Below are 18,039 nucleotides of genomic sequence, written 5' to 3'. Positions count from 1 at the left end.
AAAAGAAAAGCCCCATGAACACTCCCCCGACCGCCACCGGCCTCCCGCTCGAAGGCGTGCGCGTCATCGAATTCACCCACATGGTCATGGGCCCGACCTGCGGCATGATCCTGGCCGACCTGGGCGCCGAGGTCATCAAGGTCGAGCCGCCCGGCGGCGACAAGACGCGCCAGCTGCCGGGCCTGGGCATCGGCTTCTTCCGCAGCTTCAACCGCAACAAGAAGAGCGTGGTGCTCGACATCCAGACGCCCGAGGGCCTCGCCACCGCGGTCGAGCTCATCGGCCAGTGCGACGTGATGCTCGAGAACTTCCGCCCCGGCCTGATGGCGCAGCTGGGCCTGGACCACGCCACGCTGTCGGCGCGCCATCCGCGGCTGATCTACGTGAGCCACAAGGGCTTCCTGCCCGGCCCCTACGAACACCGCACCGCGCTCGACGAGGTGGTGCAGATGATGGGCGGCCTGTCGTACATGACCGGCCCCGAGGGCCGGCCGCTGCGCGCGGGCACCAGCGTGAACGACATCATGGGCGGCATGTTCGGCGCGATCGGCGTGCTGGCCGCGCTGCGCGAGCGCGAGCGCACCGGCCGCGGCCAGGAGATCCAGAGCGCGCTGTTCGAGAACTGCGCCTTCCTCTCGGCCCAGCATGTGCAGCAGTTCCTCATGACCGGCGAGCCCGCGCCGCCGATGCCCTCGCGCGTGTCGGCCTGGAGCGTCTACGACGTGTTCACGCTGGCCGAGGGCGCGCAGCTCTTCATCGGCGCGGTCAGCGACAAGCAGTTCCAGACCCTGTGCCGCGTGATCGACCGGCCCGACCTGGCCACCGACCCCGCGCTGGCCACCAACGCGCAGCGCGTGGCGGTGCGGCCCGCGCTGCTGCGCCAGCTGGGCGAGACCATGGCGCACCGGCGCATCGACGAACTCTCGGCGCAGCTCGAGGCCGCCGGCCTGCCCTATGCGCCCATCACCCGGCCCGACCAGCTGGTCGACGACCCGCACCTGCTGGCCAGCGGCGGCCTGGCGCCGATGGAGGCCGAGGACGGCAGCCAGACGCAGGTCGTGCTGCTGCCGCTGCTCATGGGCGGCCGCCGGCCGGGCGTGCGGCAGGCGCTGGCGAAGATCGGCGAGCACACCGACGAAGTGCTGGCCGGACTGAACGCGCGCTGAAGCCCATTCGATTGACACAAGACGGAGACAAAGAGATGAACACAGCCATTGCACGCCGCACCCTGCTCGCCCTGGGCGCCGCCGCGCTGTGCGCCGCCACCGGACTGGCCAGCGCACAGAACACCACGCCGCTGCGCGTGGTCCTGCCCGTGGGGGCGGGCTCGGGCGTCGACACCATCATGCGTTCGGCCCAGGTCGCGCTGTCGAAGGCGCTGGGCGGCCAGCCGGTGGTGATCGAGAACCTGCCCGGCGCGGGCGGCATCAGCGGCACGCAGGCCGTGGTCAAGGCCGCGCCGGACGGCAACACCGTGGGCGTGGTGTCGAACAACCATGCGGTGAACCCCAGCGTGTTCAAGAAGATGCCCTACGACGGCATTGCCGACCTCACGCCCATCACCGTGATCGGCGGCTCGCCCTTCGTGCTGGTGGTGAACCCGGCCAAGGTGCCGGCCAGGAACGCCAAGGAACTGCAGGCCTTCCTCAAGGCCAAACCCGGTGCCTACAACTACGGCTCCTCGGGCAACGGCACCATCATCCACCTCGCGGGCGAGATGTACATGGAGGCCGCGGGCGTCGAGGTGCGCCACATCCCGTACAAGGGCATGGGCCCGATGCTGGCCGACATCGTGGGCGGCCAGGTCGAGATGGGCGTGGGCGCGGTGCCCGCGGTGCAGGGCCACCTCAAGGCCGGCACCTTGCGCGCCATCGGCGTGATGGGCAAGCAGCGCGTGGCCTCGTTGCCCGATGTGCCGACCATCGCCGAGCAGGGCTTCCCGGGCGTGGACGTCGAGGGCTGGTTCGCGCTGGTGGGGCCGGCGAAGCTGCCGGCCGCGCAGGTCAAGCGGCTGCACGACGCCATCGTCGCCGCCTTCAACGACCCCGAGGTCAAGGCCGCGATGGCGCGGCAGGACAACTTCATCGCCCCCACCACGCCCGAGGCCGCGGCGCAGTTCTTCAGGACCGAGCAGGAGCGCTACGCCCGGCTGGTGAAGAAGGCGAACGTGCAGGTCGAGTGACGACGCTTCAGGCGGCGGCGAAGCGCGCGAAGGTCTCGTTCAGGCGCTCGATGTAGCGCGCCTTGGCCGCATCGTCGATGAAGCTGCCCTCGAAGCTGTTGGCGGCCAGCTGCCAGGCGTGCTGCGCCGTGAGGCCGGTGGCCGCGAAGGTCTGCAGGAAGTTCTCGTTCATGTAGCCGCCGAAGTAGGCCGGGTCGTCGGAGTTGACGGTGGCGGCCAGGCCGGCGTCGAGCAGCGTGCCGAGGTTGTGTTCCTTGAGGTCGGGGAACACGCAGAGCTTGAGGTTCGACAGCGGGCACACCGTGAGCGGGATGCGCTCCTTCGCGAGGCGTGCCATCAGCGCCGGGTCCTTGGCGCTCTGCACGCCGTGGTCGATGCGCTCCACCTGCAGCACGTCGAGCGCGCTCCAGACATAGGCCGGCGGGCCCTCCTCGCCCGCATGGGCCACGAGGTGCAGGCCCAGTTCGCGGCAGCGCGCGAACACCTTGGCGAACTTCTCGGGCGGATGGCCGACCTCGCTCGAATCGAGGCCGACGCCGATGAACTTGTCGCGGTAGGGCAGCGCCTGCTCGAGCGTCTCGAAGGCCTCTTCCTCGCTCAGGTGGCGCAGGAAGCACAGGATCAGCGCGGCGCTCACGCCCAGCCTGGCCTGCGCATCGACGCAGGCGCGGTGCAGGCCGTCGATCACCACCTTGACGTCGACGCCGCGCGCGGTGTGGGTCTGGGGGTCGAAGAACATCTCGGTGCGCAGCACGTTGTCGGCCGCGGCGCGCTCGAGGTAGGCCCAGGCCATGTCGTAGAAGTCCTGCTCGTGGAGGAGCACGCTGGCGCCGGCGTAGTAGATGTCGAGGAAGGACTGGAGGTTGGTGAAGGCGTAGGCCTGGCGCAGTTCCTCGACGCTCGCGTAGGGAATGGCCACGCCGTTGCGCTGCGCCAGCGCGAAGATCAATTCGGGCTCGAGCGAGCCCTCGATGTGCATGTGCAGCTCGGCCTTGGGCATGGCGCAGAGCAGTTCGGGCAGCCGTTCGGCGGGGATCTTGAAATCGTGGGGGTTCATGCAGGGACTCTAAATCCATTTCCGGCGCAGCGACAATGGGCGCCCTGGCCGACAGCGCCGTCGGTCGCCGGGTCCGACGTTTTCCGAAGAAAAGAGTGCTCCTCATGTCGAAGCGAATGCCTGCAGCCCCCAGCGTCCGGGGAGACGGACGTTGAACGCCTTGAACCTGGTGCTTTTCGACTGGCTGGGCGCGGGCTTCGCGCCCCACCCCGCGCTGCTGCACATCGCCTCGCTGCTGGCCGAGGGCTCCACCTGGCTGTGCGCCGCGCTGATCGTCGGCGCGGCCTGGATGCAGCCGCCGGTGCGCCCGCGCGTCGCGCTGATCCTGGTGGTGGCGGGACTGGTGTCGATGCTCTCGCGCGAGATCGCCGCCGTGCTCGCCATGCCCCGGCCCTTCATGCTCGGGCTCAGCCCCATGCACATCCCGCACGATGCCCGGCCCGGCCTGCCCAGCACCCATGCCTCGGTGATGTTCACCGTGGCCTTCATGCTGCTGACCGACCGGCGCCTGCGGCCCATCGGCTGGGCCGTGCTGGCCATGGCCGTGCTGACGGGCGGCGCGCGGGTCTACGTCGGCGTCCACTTCCCGCTGGACGTCGTGGCCGGCGCCCTGCTCGGTGGCTGCGTGGCCCTGGGGGCGCAGGCCGTGCTGAGGGCCACCGGCCGCCTGCGCGAAAGCGCCAGACCGCAACTGACGGCACTCGCGCGGGCCCTGTCGCATCCGCGGTCCGGGCCTTGGTTGCTGGTCGGCATCGCACTGGCCGCGACCTGGATCGGGCTCAACATGCCCTTGTCCTTCCGGCCGAGCCTGCTGCAGCAGGGCGGCGCCATCGGCAACAGCACGCTGATCGGCTACCTGCTCGCGGCGTTGTTCGTGCTCAGGATGCGTCCGCCGGCATGGTCGAAGCGCGATGCCGGCGCGCTGCTCGTCGTGCTGCTCGCCCTGGCGGCGAACGAGGCCGGCCTGCACGTCGCGTTGTTCGGCATCAGCATCCTCAAGGCCCGTTTCTACAGCGGTGGCGCGCCGTGGCAGATCGCCGTGGCGCTGGCCCTGCTGGCGCCGATCGCCATCGCCGCGGGCTGGCTGCTGCGCCGCTCGCACGGCGTCTGGCGCAGCGCGCTCGCGCGCCGCCGCTGGCGTGCCGCGGCCCGCACGGTGGCCTCCTTCGGGGTGGCCGTCGTGACGATCAGGGTTCTGGACGGACTGCCGGGCCTCCTGCTGGATGCCGGGATGCTGAGCGAGGTGCCGAGCGCGCTGCACTATCTGTTGCTGAGCCTCGAGGAGATCCTGGAGCTGGCGCTGCCGCTGCTGGCCCTGCTGGCGCTGGTACAGCTGCGGCTGGGCCGCCATCCCACCTGGCTGCGCCGCGGCGACGGCGCGCCCCGGCTGGCGGCCACGGCCTGAGGCCGCAGCCGCGCGATGGCGCGCGCTACGCTATCGGCCCTGCCACCGCGGCCCCCGAGGAAAAGAGATGGACCTTCAACCGACATTGACCGCCACCGCGGTCGAACTCCGGCCGCTGCAGGCCGCCGATGCGCCCGCCCTGCTCGAGGCCGCGGCCGACGGCGAACTGTGGACGATGAAGTTGACCGTCATTCCCGGCCCGGAAACCGTCGAGCGCTATGTCGCGACCGCGCTCGCCGGCAGGGAGGCCGGCACCGTGATGCCCTTCGCGATCGTCCGGCGCGACACCGGCCGCATCGTGGGCAGCACGCGCTTCTGGAAGATCGACCGGGCCAACCGCAAGCTGGAGATCGGCCACACCTGGCTGGGGCTGTCGGTCCAGCGTTCGGGCATCAACACCCAGGCCAAGTACCTGCTCTTGCGCCATGCCTTCGAGGCGATGGGCTGCGTGCGCGTCCAGTTCACGACCGACGAACTCAACGAGCGCTCGCGCGCCGCGATCCTGCGCATCGGCGCCCGGCAGGAGGGCGTGGTGCGCCACGAACGGATCATGCCCGACGGCCGCAAGCGCAACTCGGTGCGCTTCAGCATCATCGACGACGAATGGCCCGAGGTGAAGGCCATGCTGCAGCGCCGGCTGGACGGCGGGCCGCCCGCGCCCTGCGCCGCTTCATCGGCTTCATCGACCTGACCCGTCCCGCCGTGGCAGGGCACCGACGAAGACCGGAATCCCGGTCCCCCGGGCTTCGGCGTTCTCCCCACAAACCTTGGGTAACTCTGTGAATAACTCAGGCAATGCCTTGTAAAGAGCGCGCAAGCTGTTGTTTTTAAAGAAGAAAGCTTAGCCTGCCCAAAAGGTGGGCAGTGGACACCTGGATCTCGCGCCGGCCTTTAGCAGAATTTTTTCGTACTGTCAGCTTTCAATGCCTCTTTCCCGACTGCGCGCCGAATGGGCGCCAAGCATTCCGCGCGAACTCATGGCGGGTGCCGTGGCCACCTTCGCGCTGATCCCCGAAGTCATCGCCTTCTCCTTCGTCGCCGGCGTCGACCCCTCGGTCGGCCTGTTCGCCTCCTTCGTGATCAGCATCGTGATCGCCTTCACCGGCGGCCGCCCCGCCATGATCTCGGCGGCGGCCGGCTCGGTCGCGCTGGTGGCCGCGCCGCTGGTGCAGTCGCACGGCCTGGCCTACCTGCTGGCGGCCGGCGTGCTGGCCGGCCTGGTGCAGGTCGCGTTCGGCCTGCTGCGGCTCGGCGCGCTGATGCGCTTCGTCTCGTCCTCGGTGCGCACCGGCTTCGTCAACGCGCTCGCGATCCTGATCTTCGCGGCCCAGATGCCGCACCTGGTGGGCGCCAACGGCGCGAGCTGGGGCCTGCTGGCGCTGGGCCTGGCGATCATCTACCTGCTGCCCCGGCTCACTTCGGCCGTGCCCTCGCCGCTGGTCTGCATCGTGGTGCTGTCGGTGCTGGCGGCCGTGGCCGGCCTGCCGGTGAAGACCGTGGCCGACCTCGGCCAACTGCCCGACGCGCTGCCGATGTTCGGCTGGCCGGACGTGCCGCTCGACCTCGCGACGCTGCGCCTGATCGCGCTGCCGGCGCTGGCCATCGCGATGGTCGGCCTGCTCGAATCGATGATGACGGCCAAGGTGGTGGACGAACTCACCGACACGCCCAGCGCGAAGAACCGTGAATGCACCGGCCTGGGCATCGCCAACGTCGCGGCCAGCCTGTTCGGCGGCATCGCGGGCTGCGGGATGATCGGCCAGACGGTGAGCAACGTGCGCTACGGCGGCCGCGGCCGGCTGTCGACGCTGTTCGCCGGCGCCTTCCTGCTGATCCTCATGGTGTTGCTCAAGCCCTGGGTGTCGCAGGTGCCGGTGATCGCGCTGGTGGCGATCATGGTGATGGTCTCGGCCTCGACCTTCGACTGGGGCTCGCTGCGCGGCATGGTGCGCCACCCACGGGTGTCGAGTGCGGTGATGCTGGTCACCGTCGCGGTGACCGTCGCGACCGAGAACCTCGCCGCCGGCGTCGCCGTGGGCGTGATGCTCAGCGGCGTGTTCTTCACCTTCAAGGTGGCGCGGCTGATGGGCGTGGCCATCGAGGACGACACGGCCGGCGGCCCGCGTGTCTACCGGGTGACCGGCCAGGTCTTCTTCGCCTCGGCCGACCTGTTCGTCGACGCCTTCGACACCCGCGCCACCGAGAACCGCCCGGTGCGCATCGACCTGACGCAGGCGCATTTCTGGGACCTGACCGCGGTCGAGGCGCTCGACACCGTGGTGCAGCGCCTGCGCAAGCACGGCAGCGTGGTCGAGGTGGTGGGGTTGAATGCGGCGAGCCGGGTGCTGATCGACAAGCTGGGCAGGGGCGCGTAGCGATCGCTCGTGACGCTCTACGCCGCGCGCTTCAGGCTGCGACGGCGTCCGATTCGCGAATCAGCACTTCGGCCGGGATGCGAAGGCCGTCCGCGAGCCTTCGGATCATGCCGAGCGACAGCGGGCGCTTGTACGCCAGCACTTCGTACACCCGGTTGAGCGGGCCGATGTAAGGCACGAGGTCTTTCACCGTCAGGCCTGCCTGGTCCATCCTGAACTTGATGGCTTCGATGGGGTCGGGCGGATCGATGGGGTGATGCTTGGCCTCGTAGGCCTGGACAAGCGTCACCAGCACATCGAGGCGATCGCCATCCGGCGTGCCCAGGTCCGGGTCGCGCGCCATGAGAAGCGACACATCGCGCAGCGTCGCCTTGTAGTCCGCGGGGGTCCGGATCGGATGGATATTCATGTCGTTCACTCCAGACGCGACTCCCGCGTCCCTTGAATAAACACACCGTCTACTGAGTCTGGTCGACGGTCTCGGCATCGATCGCGTCGTACGCAACATGCGTCCCGACGAACTTCACGTACACCACCTGTTGCTTGTAGGAGATCGACACAATCAAGCGATAGTCGTTCCCCTTGATATTGAAGACCACACGCCCGCCCTTCAGGATGCTTGCGTTGGCGTAGCGCGCCTTCACGTCTGCAGGCTGGGTCCATGCTGCCGCCGTCGCTTCGGCGTACCAGGCCTTCAGCGCTTGTTCTGCATGGCGGTGTGCGGGCAATGCCCAAAAACTCCGCAATGTCGACAGCGCAATCACTCGCATGCCAGGATTTTAGTCCCATTTCGGGACTAGGTGCCAGTCCCCAAACGACAACGGGCCGCACCCTTGCAGGTGCGACCCGTGAAGCAGTTGGCTTTGCCTTGTGCTTTTACTTCTTGTCGCCGCCCGGCACCTTGCCTTCGACGCCCTTGACGTAGAAGTTCACGCCCGAGAGGAACTTGTCGTCGGCCACGGCACCGGCCGCGACCACGTCCTTGCCGTCCTGGCCCAGGATCGGCCCCTTCCAGATCGAGAAGCTGCCGTCCTTGAGGCCGGCCTTCACGGTCTCGACCTTGGACTTGATGTCGGCCGGCACGTCTTCAGCCACCGACACCAGGTCGATCGCGCCTTCCTTCACGCCCCACCAGCTCTGGCCGGTGGCCCACTTGCCGTCGAGCGCGTCCTGGGTGGCCTTGATGTAGTACGGGCCCCAGTTGATCACGGCCGAGGCCAGGTGGGCCTTGGGGCCGTAGGCGGTCATGTCGGAATCCCAGCCGAAGGCGCGCTTGCCCTTTTCCTGCGCGGTCTTGAGCACGGCCGGCGAGTCGGTGTTCTGGAACAGCACGTCGGCGCCGCCGTTGATGAGCGCGGTGGCGGCTTCGGTTTCCTTCGGCGGGCTGAACCATTCGTTGACCCACACCACCTTGGTCGTGATCTTCGGGTTCACCGACTGCGCGCCCAGCGTGAAGCTGTTGATGTTGCGCAGCACTTCGGGGATCGGCACCGAACCGACCACGCCCAGCGTGTTCGACTTGGTCATCGCGCCCGCGATGATGCCGGCCATGTACGCGCCTTCGTAGGTGCGGCTGTCGTAGGTGCGCATGTTCTCGGCCGTCTTGTAGCCGGTGGCGTGCTCGAACTTGACTTCCTTGTTGTCGGCGGCGACCTTGAGCAGCGGCTCCATGTAGCCGAAGGTGGTGCCGAAGATCAGCTTGTTGCCCTGGCCCACCAGGTCGCGGAACACGCGCTCGGCGTCGGCCGACTCGGGCACGCTCTCGACGAAGGTGGTCTTGATCTTGTCGCCGAATTCCTTCTCGAGCGCCTTGCGGCCGTTGTCGTGCGCGAAGGACCAGCCACCGTCGCCCACCGGGCCGACATAGGCGAATGCGATGTTGAGCGGCGCGGCGGCGGCCGGCGCGGCAGCGGCGGCCGGTGCGGGCGCGGGGGCCGGTGCGGCGGCCGCCGGCTCTTCCTTCTTGCCGCAGCCGATCAGGGCGGCGGAAGCGACAGCCGTGACGGCGGCCAGCTTGAGCAGGGAGCGCTTGTTCAAATCATTCATTGGTCTAAATCCTCGAAGGACGGGTTGGCGAAGAAACGAAGGGAAACAGATTATGAGCCGGGGTAGAAGGGTTTCCCGATGGAAGCCGGCATGTTGGCGCGGATGAAGGCCGGGTTGCGCGAGATCAGCGCCAACACCACGATCGGCGCGATGTACTGCAGCATGCTCAGGAACTGGCTGGGCACGTCGACGCCGGTGCTCTGCAAATGAAAGCCCAGCATCGACACGCCGCCGAACAGGTAGGCGCCCAGCAGCACCCGCACCGGTCGCCAGGTGGCGAAGGTGGTCAGCGCCAGCGCGATCCAGCCGCGGCCGGCCACCATGCCCTCGACCCACAGCGGCGTGTAGACGGTCGACAGGTAGGCCCCCGACAGCCCGCACAGCGCGCCGCCCGCGACCACCGCCATGAAGCGGATGCGCCGCACCGGATAGCCCAGCGCATGCGAGGACTCGGGCGACTCGCCCACCGAGCGCAGCACCAGGCCGGCGCGCGTGCGGTAGAGGAACCAGATCAGGCCGAGGGTCAGCGCCACCGCGAAATACACCATCGGGTGGTGGCGGAACAGGGCCGGCCCGACCAGCGGGATGTCGCCCAGCACCGGCAGCGCATACGACACGCTCTCGGGCAGCTTGGCCTGCACGAAGTTGATGCCGACGAAGGCCGAGAAGCCCACGCCGAACAGGCTCAGCGCGAGCCCGGTCGCGTACTGGTTGGTGTTGAGCCAGATCACCAGCACGCCGAAGACCGCGGCCATCGCCGCGCCGGCCGCCATGCCGGCGAGGAAGCCCAGCCAGGGATTGTGCGTGGTCACCACCGTCGCGAAGCCCGCGATGGCGGCGCACAGCATCATGCCCTCGGCGCCGAGGTTGACGATGCCGGCCTTCTCGTTGATCAGGAGGCCGAGCGCCGCGATGGCCAGCACGGTGCCGGCGCTCAGCGAGGAGCCGATGAGCAGTGCGTAGGAGTCCATCAGACTTGTCCCCCGGTGGTGCGCGCGACGGGCGCGGTGAGTGGTGTGCTGGCTTGCAGCGAAGAAGTGGTGGCGGCGACCGATGCCGCCTTGGCCGCGGCCTTGCGGCGCACGCGGTAGACGATCAGCGTGTCGCAGGCCAGCAGCGAGAACAGCAGCAGGCCCTGGAACACGCCGGTCAGCGACTTGGGCAGGCCCAGGCGCGACTGCGCGAGTTCGCCGCCGATGTAGAACATGCTCATCAGGATGGCCGAGAAGATCATGCCCACCGGATGCAGCCGGCCGACGAAGGCCACGATGATGGCGGCGAAGCCGTAGCCCGCGGGCACGTAGGGCGTGAGCTGGCCGATCGGGCCCGCCACCTCGAGCGCGCCCGCCAGGCCGGCCGCGCCGCCCGAGGTCAGCAGCGCGATCCAGACCGCGCGCCGGGCCGAGAAGCCCGCATAGCGCGCGGCCGCCGGTGCCAGGCCGCCGACCTGCTGCGCGAAGCCGGCGCGGGTGCGGAACAGGAACACCCACAGCGCGCCCGCGCCCACCAGCGCGATCAAGAGGCCGATGCTCACGCGCGAGCCCTTGATCAGCCGCGGAATCTGCGTGACCGCATCGAAGGTCTTGGTCTGCGGGAAGTTGTAGCCCGCCGGGTCCTTCCAGGGCCCGTAGACCATGTAGCCCAGCAGCAGCGTCGCGACATAGACCAGCATCAGGCTCACCAGGATCTCGTTGGCGTTGCACTTGTCGCGCAGGAAGGCCACGATGCCGGCCCACACCATGCCGCCCAGGATGCCGGCCATGAGGATCGGCACCACGATCCACGGGCCGGTGCTCTTGTCGGCCAGCAGCGCCACGCCGCCGGCGAAGATCGCGCCCATCACGAACTGGCCCTCCGCGCCGATGTTCCAGACGTTGGAGCGGAAGCACACGGCCAGGCCCAGCGCGATGATCAGCAGCGGCGTGGCCTTGACCATCAGCTCGCCCAGCGCGTAGCCGCTCTTGATCGGCTCCCAGAAGAACACGCCCAGTCCCTTGACCGGGTCCTTGCCGAGCAGCGCGAACAGCGCCACGCCAATCACCACCGTGATCAGCAGCGCCAGGATCGGCGAGCCGTAGGTCCAGAAGCGCGAGAGTTGCGGGCGGGGTTCGAGCTTAAACATGGGCCATCTCCTTGGCGGCAGCGGGTGCGCCGTGGGCGTCCCAGAGGCCGCTCATCCATTCGCCGATCTTCGGCACGGTCGCGGCGGCGCGGTCGACCGAGGGCGACAGCCGCCCCTTGGCGATCACATAGAGCCGGTCGCTGATCTCGAACAGCTCGTCGAGCTCCTCGCTCACCACCAGCACCGCGCAGCCGGCATCGCGCAGCGCCAGGATCTCGTTGCGGATCAGCGCGGCCGCGCCCACGTCCACGCCCCAGGTCGGCTGCGAGACGATGAACAGCTTGGGCTTGGCGTCGATCTCGCGCCCGACGATGAATTTCTGCAGGTTGCCGCCCGACAGCGAGCGCGCCGCCGCATGCGGGCCGCCGGCCTTGACGTTGAAGCGCCGGATGATCTCGCTGGCATGCTGCGCGAGCTGGCCGGTGCGGATCCAGCCGCCCTTGCCCACCGAGTCGCTGCGCGTGAGCAGCATGTTGTGCGCCAGGCCCAGCGTGGGCACCGCGCCGCGGCCCAGCCGCTCCTCGGGCACGAAGTGCACGCCCAGCGCGCGGCGCTGGCGCGGCCGCAGCCGGGCCGCGGCCTGGCCGAAGACCTCGATCATCGCGGGCTCGGCCCGCGTGTCCTCGCCCGACAGCGCATAGAGCAGCTCCTTCTGGCCGTTGCCCGAGACGCCGGCGATGCCCACCACCTCGCCCGCGCGCACGTCGAGCGAGACGCGGTCGAGGTCGACGCCGAACTGGTCCTCGCGCGCCAGCGTCAGCGCCTTGACCCGCAGCGCCACCGCGCCCGCCTTGAGTTCGCGGTGCTGCAGCGGCGGCGGCTCGGCGCCGATCATCAGCCGCGACAGCGACTCGTTGGTCTCGTTCTGCGGATTGCACACGCCCGTGACCTTGCCGCCGCGCAGCACGGTGCAGGCGGTGCAGAGCTCGCGGATCTCGTGCAGCTTGTGGCTGATGTAGAGGATGCTGCAGCCTTCCGACGCCAGCTTCTTCAGCACCACGAACAGCTTGACCACCGCCTGCGGCGTCAGCACCGAGGTGGGCTCGTCGAGGATCAGCAGTTGCGGGTCGGTCAGCAGCGCGCGGATGATCTCCACCCGCTGCATCTCGCCCACCGACAGCGTGTGGACCGGGCGCGAGGGGTCGATGTCGAGCCCGTACTCGCCGGCCTTGGCCGTGATGCGGCGCGTGACCTCGGCCAGCGCCAGGCTCTTGTCGAGCCCGAGCCAGACGTTCTCGGCCACGGTCAGCGTGTCGAACAGGCTGAAGTGCTGGAACACCATGCTGATGCCCAGCGCGCGCGCCTCCTGCGGATTGCGCACGTTCACGGCCTGGCCGTTGAACATCACCGTGCCCTCGTCGGGCTTGACGGAGCCGTAGATGATCTTCATCAGCGTCGACTTGCCGGCGCCGTTTTCGCCGAGCACGGCGTGCGTCTCGCCCGGCTGGACCACCAGCGAGACGTCGCTGTTGGCCACCACCGCCGGGTAGCGCTTGGTGATGTGGGAGAGCTGGAGTCGTGGCGTGGTCATGCGTGTCTCGCTGGCATCGTGGTTGTCATGGGGGCCGAATCGGTCCGTGGATCCATCGTTGTTCTTCGGTTTCGGCATCGACGTGGAAGCAGGAAGCAGGCCACGCGCGGTGCCCGGGGCGCTAGGGTTCCAGAACGGCGGCGGCGGCGGGCGAACGCAGCGAGGCCGCCACCGACTTGATGCGCTCGCGCAGCCAGCGCGCCGAACTCGACGCGTGCGTGCGCTCGTGCCACAGCTGGTAGTACATCAGGCGCGGAAAGCTCACCGGGCACTCGACGATGCGCACCGGCAGCCGGGCCGCGAAACGCTCGCAGTACTGGCGTCCGGTGGTCAGCACCAGCAGGCTCGAGGCCACCATGTCGGGAATCAGGCCGAAGTGCGCGCAGCGCGCCGTGATGTTGCGCTGCAGGTCCTGCGCGTCGAGCATCTGGTCGATGATGCCGCGCGCGCCCGGGTGCATCGGCGTCGGCGCGACGTGCTCGGCCGCCAGCCAGGTCTCGGCGTCCCAGCCGCGGCGCAGCACCGGGTGGTCGGCGCTCACCAGCGAGACGATCTCGTCGCCGAACAGCCGGGCCATGTGCAGGTCCTCGGGCGGCTTGAGCCAGTTGCCTATCACCAGGTCGACGTCGCCCAGCGACAGGTGGCCGTGGTAGTTGGAGTCGGGCGACAGCGGGTGGATCTCGATCTTGCACAGCGGCGCCTGCGCCTTCACCTGCGTGACGAACAGCGGCAGGAACATCGGGTCGAGGTAGTCGCTGGCGGCCACGCGGAAGGTGTTGGTGGCGGTCTGCGGGTCGAAGCCGCGGGCGTCGCTGAACAGCACCTCGGCCGAGCGCAGGATGCTGGCGGCGGGCTCGATCATGCGCAGCGCGGCGTCGGTCGGCACCATGCCCGAGCCGGAGCGCACCAGCAGCGGGTCGCCCGACAGTTCGCGCAGCCGCTTGAGCGCGGCCGAGACGGCGGGCTGGTACATGCCCAGCCGGATGGCGGCGCGCGACACGCTGCGGTCGGTCAGCACCGTGTGCAGCACACGGATCAGGTGCAGATCGATCTTGTCGAACAGCGCTTGGTCTCTCATAACAATCTACACATTTTCACAATATGCGGACGGTTATACCGCTGCTTTCAGGCAGCGGCGGCCTGGACGGCGGTGATCGCGCTCAAAATCGCCTCGCTGGTCGCGGGCGCGCGCAGCGGCGGGTCGATCCGGTGCCCGCCGGCGGCCGAGACGGCGTCGCGGATCGCGAAGAAGACCGAGAAAGGCAGCAGCAGCGGCGGCTCGCCCACGGCCTTGCTGCGGTGGATCGAATCCTCGGCGTTGGGGCCGTCGAACAGCCGCACGTTGAACACGGGCGGGCAGTCGTTGGCGGTCGGGATCTTGTAGGTGCTGGGGGCGTGGGTCGTGAGCTTGCCGCTTTGCGGATGCCAGACCAGTTCCTCGGTCGTGAGCCAGCCCATGCCCTGGATGAAGGCGCCCTCGACCTGGCCGATGTCGATGGCCGGATTCAGCGAGCGGCCCGCGTCCTGCAGGATGTCGGCGCGCAGCAGCTTCCACTCGCCGGTCAGGGTGTCCACCACCACCTCGCTCACGGCCGCGCCGTAGGCGAAGTAGTAGAAGGGCCGGCCCTTGAGGCGGTCGCGGTCCCAGCTCAGGCCCGGCGTGGCGTAGAAGCCGTCGGACCAGAGCTGCACCCGGTCGATGTAGGCCTCGCCCACCAGCGTGGCGAAGCTCAGCGTGCGGCCGGCGACTTCGACCTGGTCGTTGGCGAAGCGCACGTCGGCCGGCTCGCCGCCATGGCGCGCGGCGGCGCACACGGCCAGCCGCTCGCGGATCTGCCGCGCCGCATCCTGCGCGGCCTTGCCGTTGAGGTCGGCGCCGGTCGAGGCCGCGGTGGCCGAGGTGTTGGCGACCTTGGTGGTGTCGGTGGCGCTCACGCGCACGCTCTCGAAACCCACGCCCAGCTCGTGCGCCACCACCTGGGCGACCTTGGTGTTGAGCCCCTGCCCCATCTCGGTGCCGCCGTGGTTCACCAGCACCGAGCCGTCGCTGTAGACATGGACCAGCGCGCCCGCCTGGTTGAAGTGCTTGACGTTGAAGGAGATGCCGAACTTGAGCGGCGCCAGCGCGAGGCCGCGCTTGAGCACCGGGCTCGTGCGGTTGAAGGCCGCGATGGCCTCGCGCCGCGCGCGGTAGTCGCTGCTCTGCTCGAGCTCGGCCACCAGTTCGTGGATCACGTTGTCGGTCACCACCTGCTCGTAGGGCGTGACGTTGCGCTCGTCCTTGCCGTAGAAGTTGATGCGCCGCACGTCCAGCGGATCGCGGCCCAGCGCGCGCGCCACGGTGTCGAGGATGTTCTCGACCGCGATCGCGCCCTGCGGCCCGCCGAAACCGCGGAAGGCGGTGTTGCTCTGGGTGTTGGTCTTGCCCGAATAGCCGTGCATCGACACCTCGGGCAGCCAGTAGGCGTTGTCGAAGTGGCACAGCGCGCGGGTCATCACCGGACCCGACAGGTCGGCCGAATGGCCGGCGCGCGAGACCATCGAGATCTCCGCGCCCAGCAGCCGGCCCTCGTCGTCGTAGCCGACCTCGTAGTCGTACCAGAAGCAGTGGCGCCGGCCGGTGACCATGAAGTCGTCGTCGCGGTCCAGCCGCAGCTTGACCGGGCGCTGCAGCTTGTTGGCCGCCACCGCCGCCACGCAGGCGAACAGGCCCGATTGCGATTCCTTGCCGCCGAAGCCGCCGCCCATGCGCCGGCATTCGACATGCACCTCGTTGGCATGCAGGTGCAACGCGTGCGCCACCAGGTGCTGCATCTCGCTCGGGTGCTGGGTCGAGCAGTGCACATGCATGCCGCCGCCCTCCTTCGGGATCGCGTAGCTGATCTGGCCCTCGAGGTAGAACTGCTCCTGCCCGCCCACGTCGAGCGTGGCCTTCAGCCGGTGCGGCGCGGCCGCGATGGCGGCGCGCACCGCCGCCTGCTCGTCGCCGCCGGGGGCGGAAGCGCTGCGCCGCAGGTGCATCGGCGGCACCACGTACTGGCCGCGCGCGTGCGCGTCCTGCGGCGTGAGCACCGGCGGCGCGGCCTCGACCGTGAGCACCTCCTTGGCGCGCGCGGCCACGCGGCGGGCGATGTCGCGCGTCTGTGCGATCACCGCGAACACCGGCTGGCCCAGGTAGCGGATGTCGCCGCTGCACAGGATGGGGTCGTCGTGCACGATCGAGCCGCAGTCGTTGCTGCCCGGGATGTCGGCGGCCGACAGCACCGCCACCACGCCGGGCAGCGCGCGCAGCCGGTCGAGGTCCATGCCGGTCAGCCGGCCATTGGCCACCGGCGACAGGCCCAGCGCGCAATGCAGCGTGCCGCGCAGTTCGGGGATGTCGTCGATGTAGGTGGCCTCGCCGGCCACATGCAGCTGCGCCGATTCGTGCGGGCGGCTGATGCCCACGCGCGCGCCGCCGTCGTGCGCCTTGGCCTCGGCACCGCGGTCGATGCGCGCCAGGATGTTGGCCTCGTAGTCGGCAAAAGCCTCGGCGGGCTGGAGCAGCAGGGCGTCGATGGACTTGTTCATCTCAGGCTCCTTGGACCGTGGCGGTGGCCGCGGCCGGCAGCACGTCGTGGGGCATCACGCTCCAGACGCTGGTGGATGCGGGCGGCAGCGCGTCGGTGGCGCGGGTTTCCAACCACAGGCGCTGGACCAGGTTCTGCGCCACCTGCAGCCGGTAGGCGGCCGAGGCGCGCATGTCCGACAGCGGCTGGAAGTCGTCGGCCAGCGCCTGCTGCGCGGCCTTCACGCTGGCCTGCGTCCAGGGCTGGCCCAGCAGCGCGGCCTCGGCCCCGGCCGCGCGCTTGACGATGCCGGCCATGCCGCCGAAGGCCAGCCGCACCTCCTTCACCGTGTCGCCGTCGAGCGCGAGCGCGAAGCCCGCGCACAGCGCCGAGATGTCGCAGTCGAAGCGCTTGCTGATCTTGTAGGCCCGCACCTGGCGCTGCAGCGCGGCCAGCGGCACCGACAGGCCCTGGACGAACTCGCCGGGCTCGAGCCGGTTCTTCATGTAGTCGAGGTAGAAGTCGGTCAGCGGCAGGCGGCGCGTGCGCTCGCCGCGGCGCAGCTCGATCTGCGCGTCCAGCGCCATCAGCACCGGCGGCGAATCGCCGATGGGCGAGCCGTTGGCCACGTTGCCGCCCATGGTGCCCGCATGGCGGATCGGCGGCGAGGCGAAGCGCAGCCAGACATCGACCAGCGAAGGCGCGCGCTGCGCCAGCGCGCTCCAGGCGGCCTCGAGCGAGGCGCCGGCGCCGATGTAGAGCGCGTCGCCGCGCTCCTCGACCACCTTGAGCTCGGCCACGTCGCCCACGTAGAGGATGTCGCCCAGGTCGCGGAATTGCTTGTTGACCCAGAGGCCGACGTCGGTCGAGCCCGCGAGCAGCCGCGCGGCGGGCTTGCTTTCACGCAGCGCGGCCAGGGCGGCCAGCGTGGTCGGGGCGTGGAAGTGGTCCTGGCGGCCGTCCCGGGCGGCGGCATAGTCGAAGGTGCCGTCGCGCCGCAGGCCTTCGAGCGCCTGCACCACCGGGCGGGTGTCGAAAGGCATCGCGGGCAGGTCGAACATGCGCTGGCCGGCATCGAGGATCGGCCGGTAGCCGGTGCAGCGGCACAGGTTGCCCGACAGCTCGTCGGCCAGCTGCTGGCGGCTCGGGCGGGTGCCCGTGGCCTGGTGGTGTTCGTAGCTGGACCACAGCGACATCACGAAGCCGGGGGTGCAGAAGCCGCACTGCGAGCCGTGGCAGTCGACCATCGCCTGCTGCACCGGATGCAGGCGCTGCACCGGGTGCTTGTCGTGGCGCGCGGCGTCGTGCGTGCGCTCGGCGGCGCAGCGCGACTTCAGGTCCTCGACCGTGAACAGCGCCTTGCCGTGCAGGGTCGGCAGGAACTGGATGCAGGCGTTGACCGTTTCCAGCTTCAGGCCGCCCACGGCGCCGGGCGTGCCCTCGGGGGCCAGCTCGCCGATGACCACGGTGCAGGCGCCGCAGTCGCCTTCGTTGCAGCCTTCCTTGGTGCCGGTGCAATGGGCGTCCTCGCGCAGCCAGTCGAGCACCGAGCGCGTGGGATGCACGCCGCCCACCTCGACGGTGCGGCCCTGATGGAAAAAGCGGATCGGTGAAGTCGTCGTGGGCGTCATGTTCTGGTGCGGCTCGGGTCGGTCGGGGCGGCGCATTCCGCCCATGCAGGAACTTAAGGCCCGCAGGCCTCTGTTTCATACGGACGTCACCATAGTGGCTATATGGGCCAGCCGCTGTGCGGACCGCCGATCCGGCCATTGT

General features: G+C 69.5%; 15 protein-coding genes. 5 read left to right on the top strand and 10 right to left on the bottom strand.

Going from position 1 to position 18,039, the window contains the following annotated elements; translation table 11 throughout:
* Window positions 1–14 precede the first annotated feature (14 nt).
* Window positions 15–1,166, top strand: coding sequence for a CaiB/BaiF CoA transferase family protein (locus tag QTI20_RS15235; protein ID WP_286552090.1), 1,152 nt, complete (start codon window positions 15–17; stop codon window positions 1,164–1,166).
* 35 nt (window positions 1,167–1,201) lie between these two features.
* On the top strand, window positions 1,202–2,182 hold the full coding sequence (locus tag QTI20_RS15230) for a tripartite tricarboxylate transporter substrate binding protein (RefSeq protein ID WP_286552089.1): 981 nt from the start codon (window positions 1,202–1,204) through the stop codon (window positions 2,180–2,182).
* A gap of 7 nt (window positions 2,183–2,189) precedes the next feature.
* Here the strand turns inward: QTI20_RS15230 and QTI20_RS15225 are convergent, their stop codons facing one another.
* Window positions 2,190–3,239 carry an adenosine deaminase gene (locus tag QTI20_RS15225; RefSeq protein ID WP_286552088.1) on the bottom strand — a complete coding sequence of 350 codons (1,050 nt, stop codon included), beginning with the start codon at window positions 3,237–3,239 and terminating at the stop codon, window positions 2,190–2,192.
* A 169-nt stretch (window positions 3,240–3,408) separates the two neighbouring features.
* Between QTI20_RS15225 and QTI20_RS15220 the strand changes: the two genes are divergently transcribed.
* From QTI20_RS15220 to QTI20_RS15210, 3 genes are all read left to right on the top strand, one after another.
* The gene (locus tag QTI20_RS15220; RefSeq protein ID WP_286553430.1) at window positions 3,409–4,644 is read left to right on the top strand and encodes a phosphatase PAP2 family protein; all 1,236 of its coding nucleotides are present in this window, start codon (window positions 3,409–3,411) and stop codon (window positions 4,642–4,644) included.
* Between the two features lie 67 nt (window positions 4,645–4,711).
* Window positions 4,712–5,335: a GNAT family N-acetyltransferase gene (locus QTI20_RS15215; protein ID WP_286552085.1), complete on the top strand. Its 624-nt coding sequence runs from the start codon at window positions 4,712–4,714 to the stop codon at window positions 5,333–5,335.
* 232 nt (window positions 5,336–5,567) lie between these two features.
* Window positions 5,568–7,019 carry a SulP family inorganic anion transporter gene (locus QTI20_RS15210; RefSeq protein WP_286552084.1) on the top strand — a complete coding sequence of 484 codons (1,452 nt, stop codon included), beginning with the start codon at window positions 5,568–5,570 and terminating at the stop codon, window positions 7,017–7,019.
* 31 nt (window positions 7,020–7,050) lie between these two features.
* Here QTI20_RS15210 and QTI20_RS15205 read toward each other — a convergent pair whose 3' ends face one another.
* The 9 genes from QTI20_RS15205 to xdhA all read right to left on the bottom strand — a co-directional run bounded on the left by QTI20_RS15205 (window position 7,051) and on the right by xdhA (window position 17,897).
* Window positions 7,051–7,428: a helix-turn-helix domain-containing protein gene (locus QTI20_RS15205; RefSeq protein WP_286552082.1), complete on the bottom strand. Its 378-nt coding sequence runs from the start codon at window positions 7,426–7,428 to the stop codon at window positions 7,051–7,053.
* 49 nt (window positions 7,429–7,477) lie between these two features.
* The gene (locus QTI20_RS15200) at window positions 7,478–7,789 is read right to left on the bottom strand and encodes a type II toxin-antitoxin system HigB family toxin (RefSeq protein WP_183024060.1); all 312 of its coding nucleotides are present in this window, start codon (window positions 7,787–7,789) and stop codon (window positions 7,478–7,480) included.
* A 106-nt stretch (window positions 7,790–7,895) separates the two neighbouring features.
* Entirely contained in the window at window positions 7,896–9,065 is a 1,170-nt protein-coding gene (locus QTI20_RS15195) for a BMP family ABC transporter substrate-binding protein (RefSeq protein WP_286552080.1), read from the bottom strand.
* A gap of 50 nt (window positions 9,066–9,115) precedes the next feature.
* Window positions 9,116–10,036 carry an ABC transporter permease gene (locus QTI20_RS15190; RefSeq protein WP_286552079.1) on the bottom strand — a complete coding sequence of 307 codons (921 nt, stop codon included), beginning with the start codon at window positions 10,034–10,036 and terminating at the stop codon, window positions 9,116–9,118.
* On the bottom strand, window positions 10,036–11,187 hold the full coding sequence (locus QTI20_RS15185) for an ABC transporter permease (protein ID WP_286552078.1): 1,152 nt from the start codon (window positions 11,185–11,187) through the stop codon (window positions 10,036–10,038). The genes QTI20_RS15190 and QTI20_RS15185 overlap by 1 nt, the downstream gene beginning before the upstream one ends.
* Window positions 11,180–12,718: an ABC transporter ATP-binding protein gene (locus QTI20_RS15180; RefSeq protein ID WP_183024064.1), complete on the bottom strand. Its 1,539-nt coding sequence runs from the start codon at window positions 12,716–12,718 to the stop codon at window positions 11,180–11,182. The genes QTI20_RS15185 and QTI20_RS15180 overlap by 8 nt, the downstream gene beginning before the upstream one ends.
* A gap of 121 nt (window positions 12,719–12,839) precedes the next feature.
* On the bottom strand, window positions 12,840–13,796 hold the full coding sequence (locus QTI20_RS15175; protein ID WP_183024065.1) for a LysR family transcriptional regulator: 957 nt from the start codon (window positions 13,794–13,796) through the stop codon (window positions 12,840–12,842).
* 47 nt (window positions 13,797–13,843) lie between these two features.
* Window positions 13,844–16,288, bottom strand: coding sequence for a xanthine dehydrogenase molybdopterin binding subunit (gene xdhB, locus QTI20_RS15170; protein WP_286552076.1), 2,445 nt, complete (start codon window positions 16,286–16,288; stop codon window positions 13,844–13,846).
* Between the two features lies 1 nt (window position 16,289).
* The gene (xdhA, locus tag QTI20_RS15165; protein ID WP_286552075.1) at window positions 16,290–17,897 is read right to left on the bottom strand and encodes a xanthine dehydrogenase small subunit; all 1,608 of its coding nucleotides are present in this window, start codon (window positions 17,895–17,897) and stop codon (window positions 16,290–16,292) included.
* Between the last annotated feature and the right edge of the window lie 142 nt (window positions 17,898–18,039).

This window comes from Variovorax sp. J2P1-31 (assembly GCF_030317215.1).
Lineage (GTDB): Bacteria > Pseudomonadota > Gammaproteobacteria > Burkholderiales > Burkholderiaceae_C > Variovorax.
The sequence above is the reverse complement of the archived record's forward strand: the minus strand, read 5'-3'. Positions and strand labels throughout refer to the sequence as shown.

Excerpts from the sequence above, each read along its gene's own strand:
- QTI20_RS15185 (WP_286552078.1), bottom strand. The coding sequence starts at position 11,187 with ATGTTTAAGCTCGAACCCCGCCCGCAACTCTCGCGCTTCTGGACCTAC.
- QTI20_RS15230 (WP_286552089.1), top strand. The coding sequence starts at position 1,202 with ATGAACACAGCCATTGCACGCCGCACCCTGCTCGCCCTGGGCGCCGCC.
- QTI20_RS15200 (WP_183024060.1), bottom strand. The coding sequence starts at position 7,789 with ATGCGAGTGATTGCGCTGTCGACATTGCGGAGTTTTTGGGCATTGCCC.
- QTI20_RS15235 (WP_286552090.1), top strand. The coding sequence starts at position 15 with ATGAACACTCCCCCGACCGCCACCGGCCTCCCGCTCGAAGGCGTGCGC.
- xdhB (WP_286552076.1), bottom strand. The coding sequence starts at position 16,288 with ATGAACAAGTCCATCGACGCCCTGCTGCTCCAGCCCGCCGAGGCTTTT.
- QTI20_RS15195 (WP_286552080.1), bottom strand. The coding sequence starts at position 9,065 with ATGAATGATTTGAACAAGCGCTCCCTGCTCAAGCTGGCCGCCGTCACG.
- QTI20_RS15215 (WP_286552085.1), top strand. The coding sequence starts at position 4,712 with ATGGACCTTCAACCGACATTGACCGCCACCGCGGTCGAACTCCGGCCG.
- QTI20_RS15180 (WP_183024064.1), bottom strand. The coding sequence starts at position 12,718 with ATGACCACGCCACGACTCCAGCTCTCCCACATCACCAAGCGCTACCCG.
- QTI20_RS15190 (WP_286552079.1), bottom strand. The coding sequence starts at position 10,036 with ATGGACTCCTACGCACTGCTCATCGGCTCCTCGCTGAGCGCCGGCACC.
- xdhA (WP_286552075.1), bottom strand. The coding sequence starts at position 17,897 with ATGACGCCCACGACGACTTCACCGATCCGCTTTTTCCATCAGGGCCGC.
- QTI20_RS15205 (WP_286552082.1), bottom strand. The coding sequence starts at position 7,428 with ATGAATATCCATCCGATCCGGACCCCCGCGGACTACAAGGCGACGCTG.
- QTI20_RS15210 (WP_286552084.1), top strand. The coding sequence starts at position 5,568 with ATGCCTCTTTCCCGACTGCGCGCCGAATGGGCGCCAAGCATTCCGCGC.
- QTI20_RS15175 (WP_183024065.1), bottom strand. The coding sequence starts at position 13,796 with ATGAGAGACCAAGCGCTGTTCGACAAGATCGATCTGCACCTGATCCGT.
- QTI20_RS15225 (WP_286552088.1), bottom strand. The coding sequence starts at position 3,239 with ATGAACCCCCACGATTTCAAGATCCCCGCCGAACGGCTGCCCGAACTG.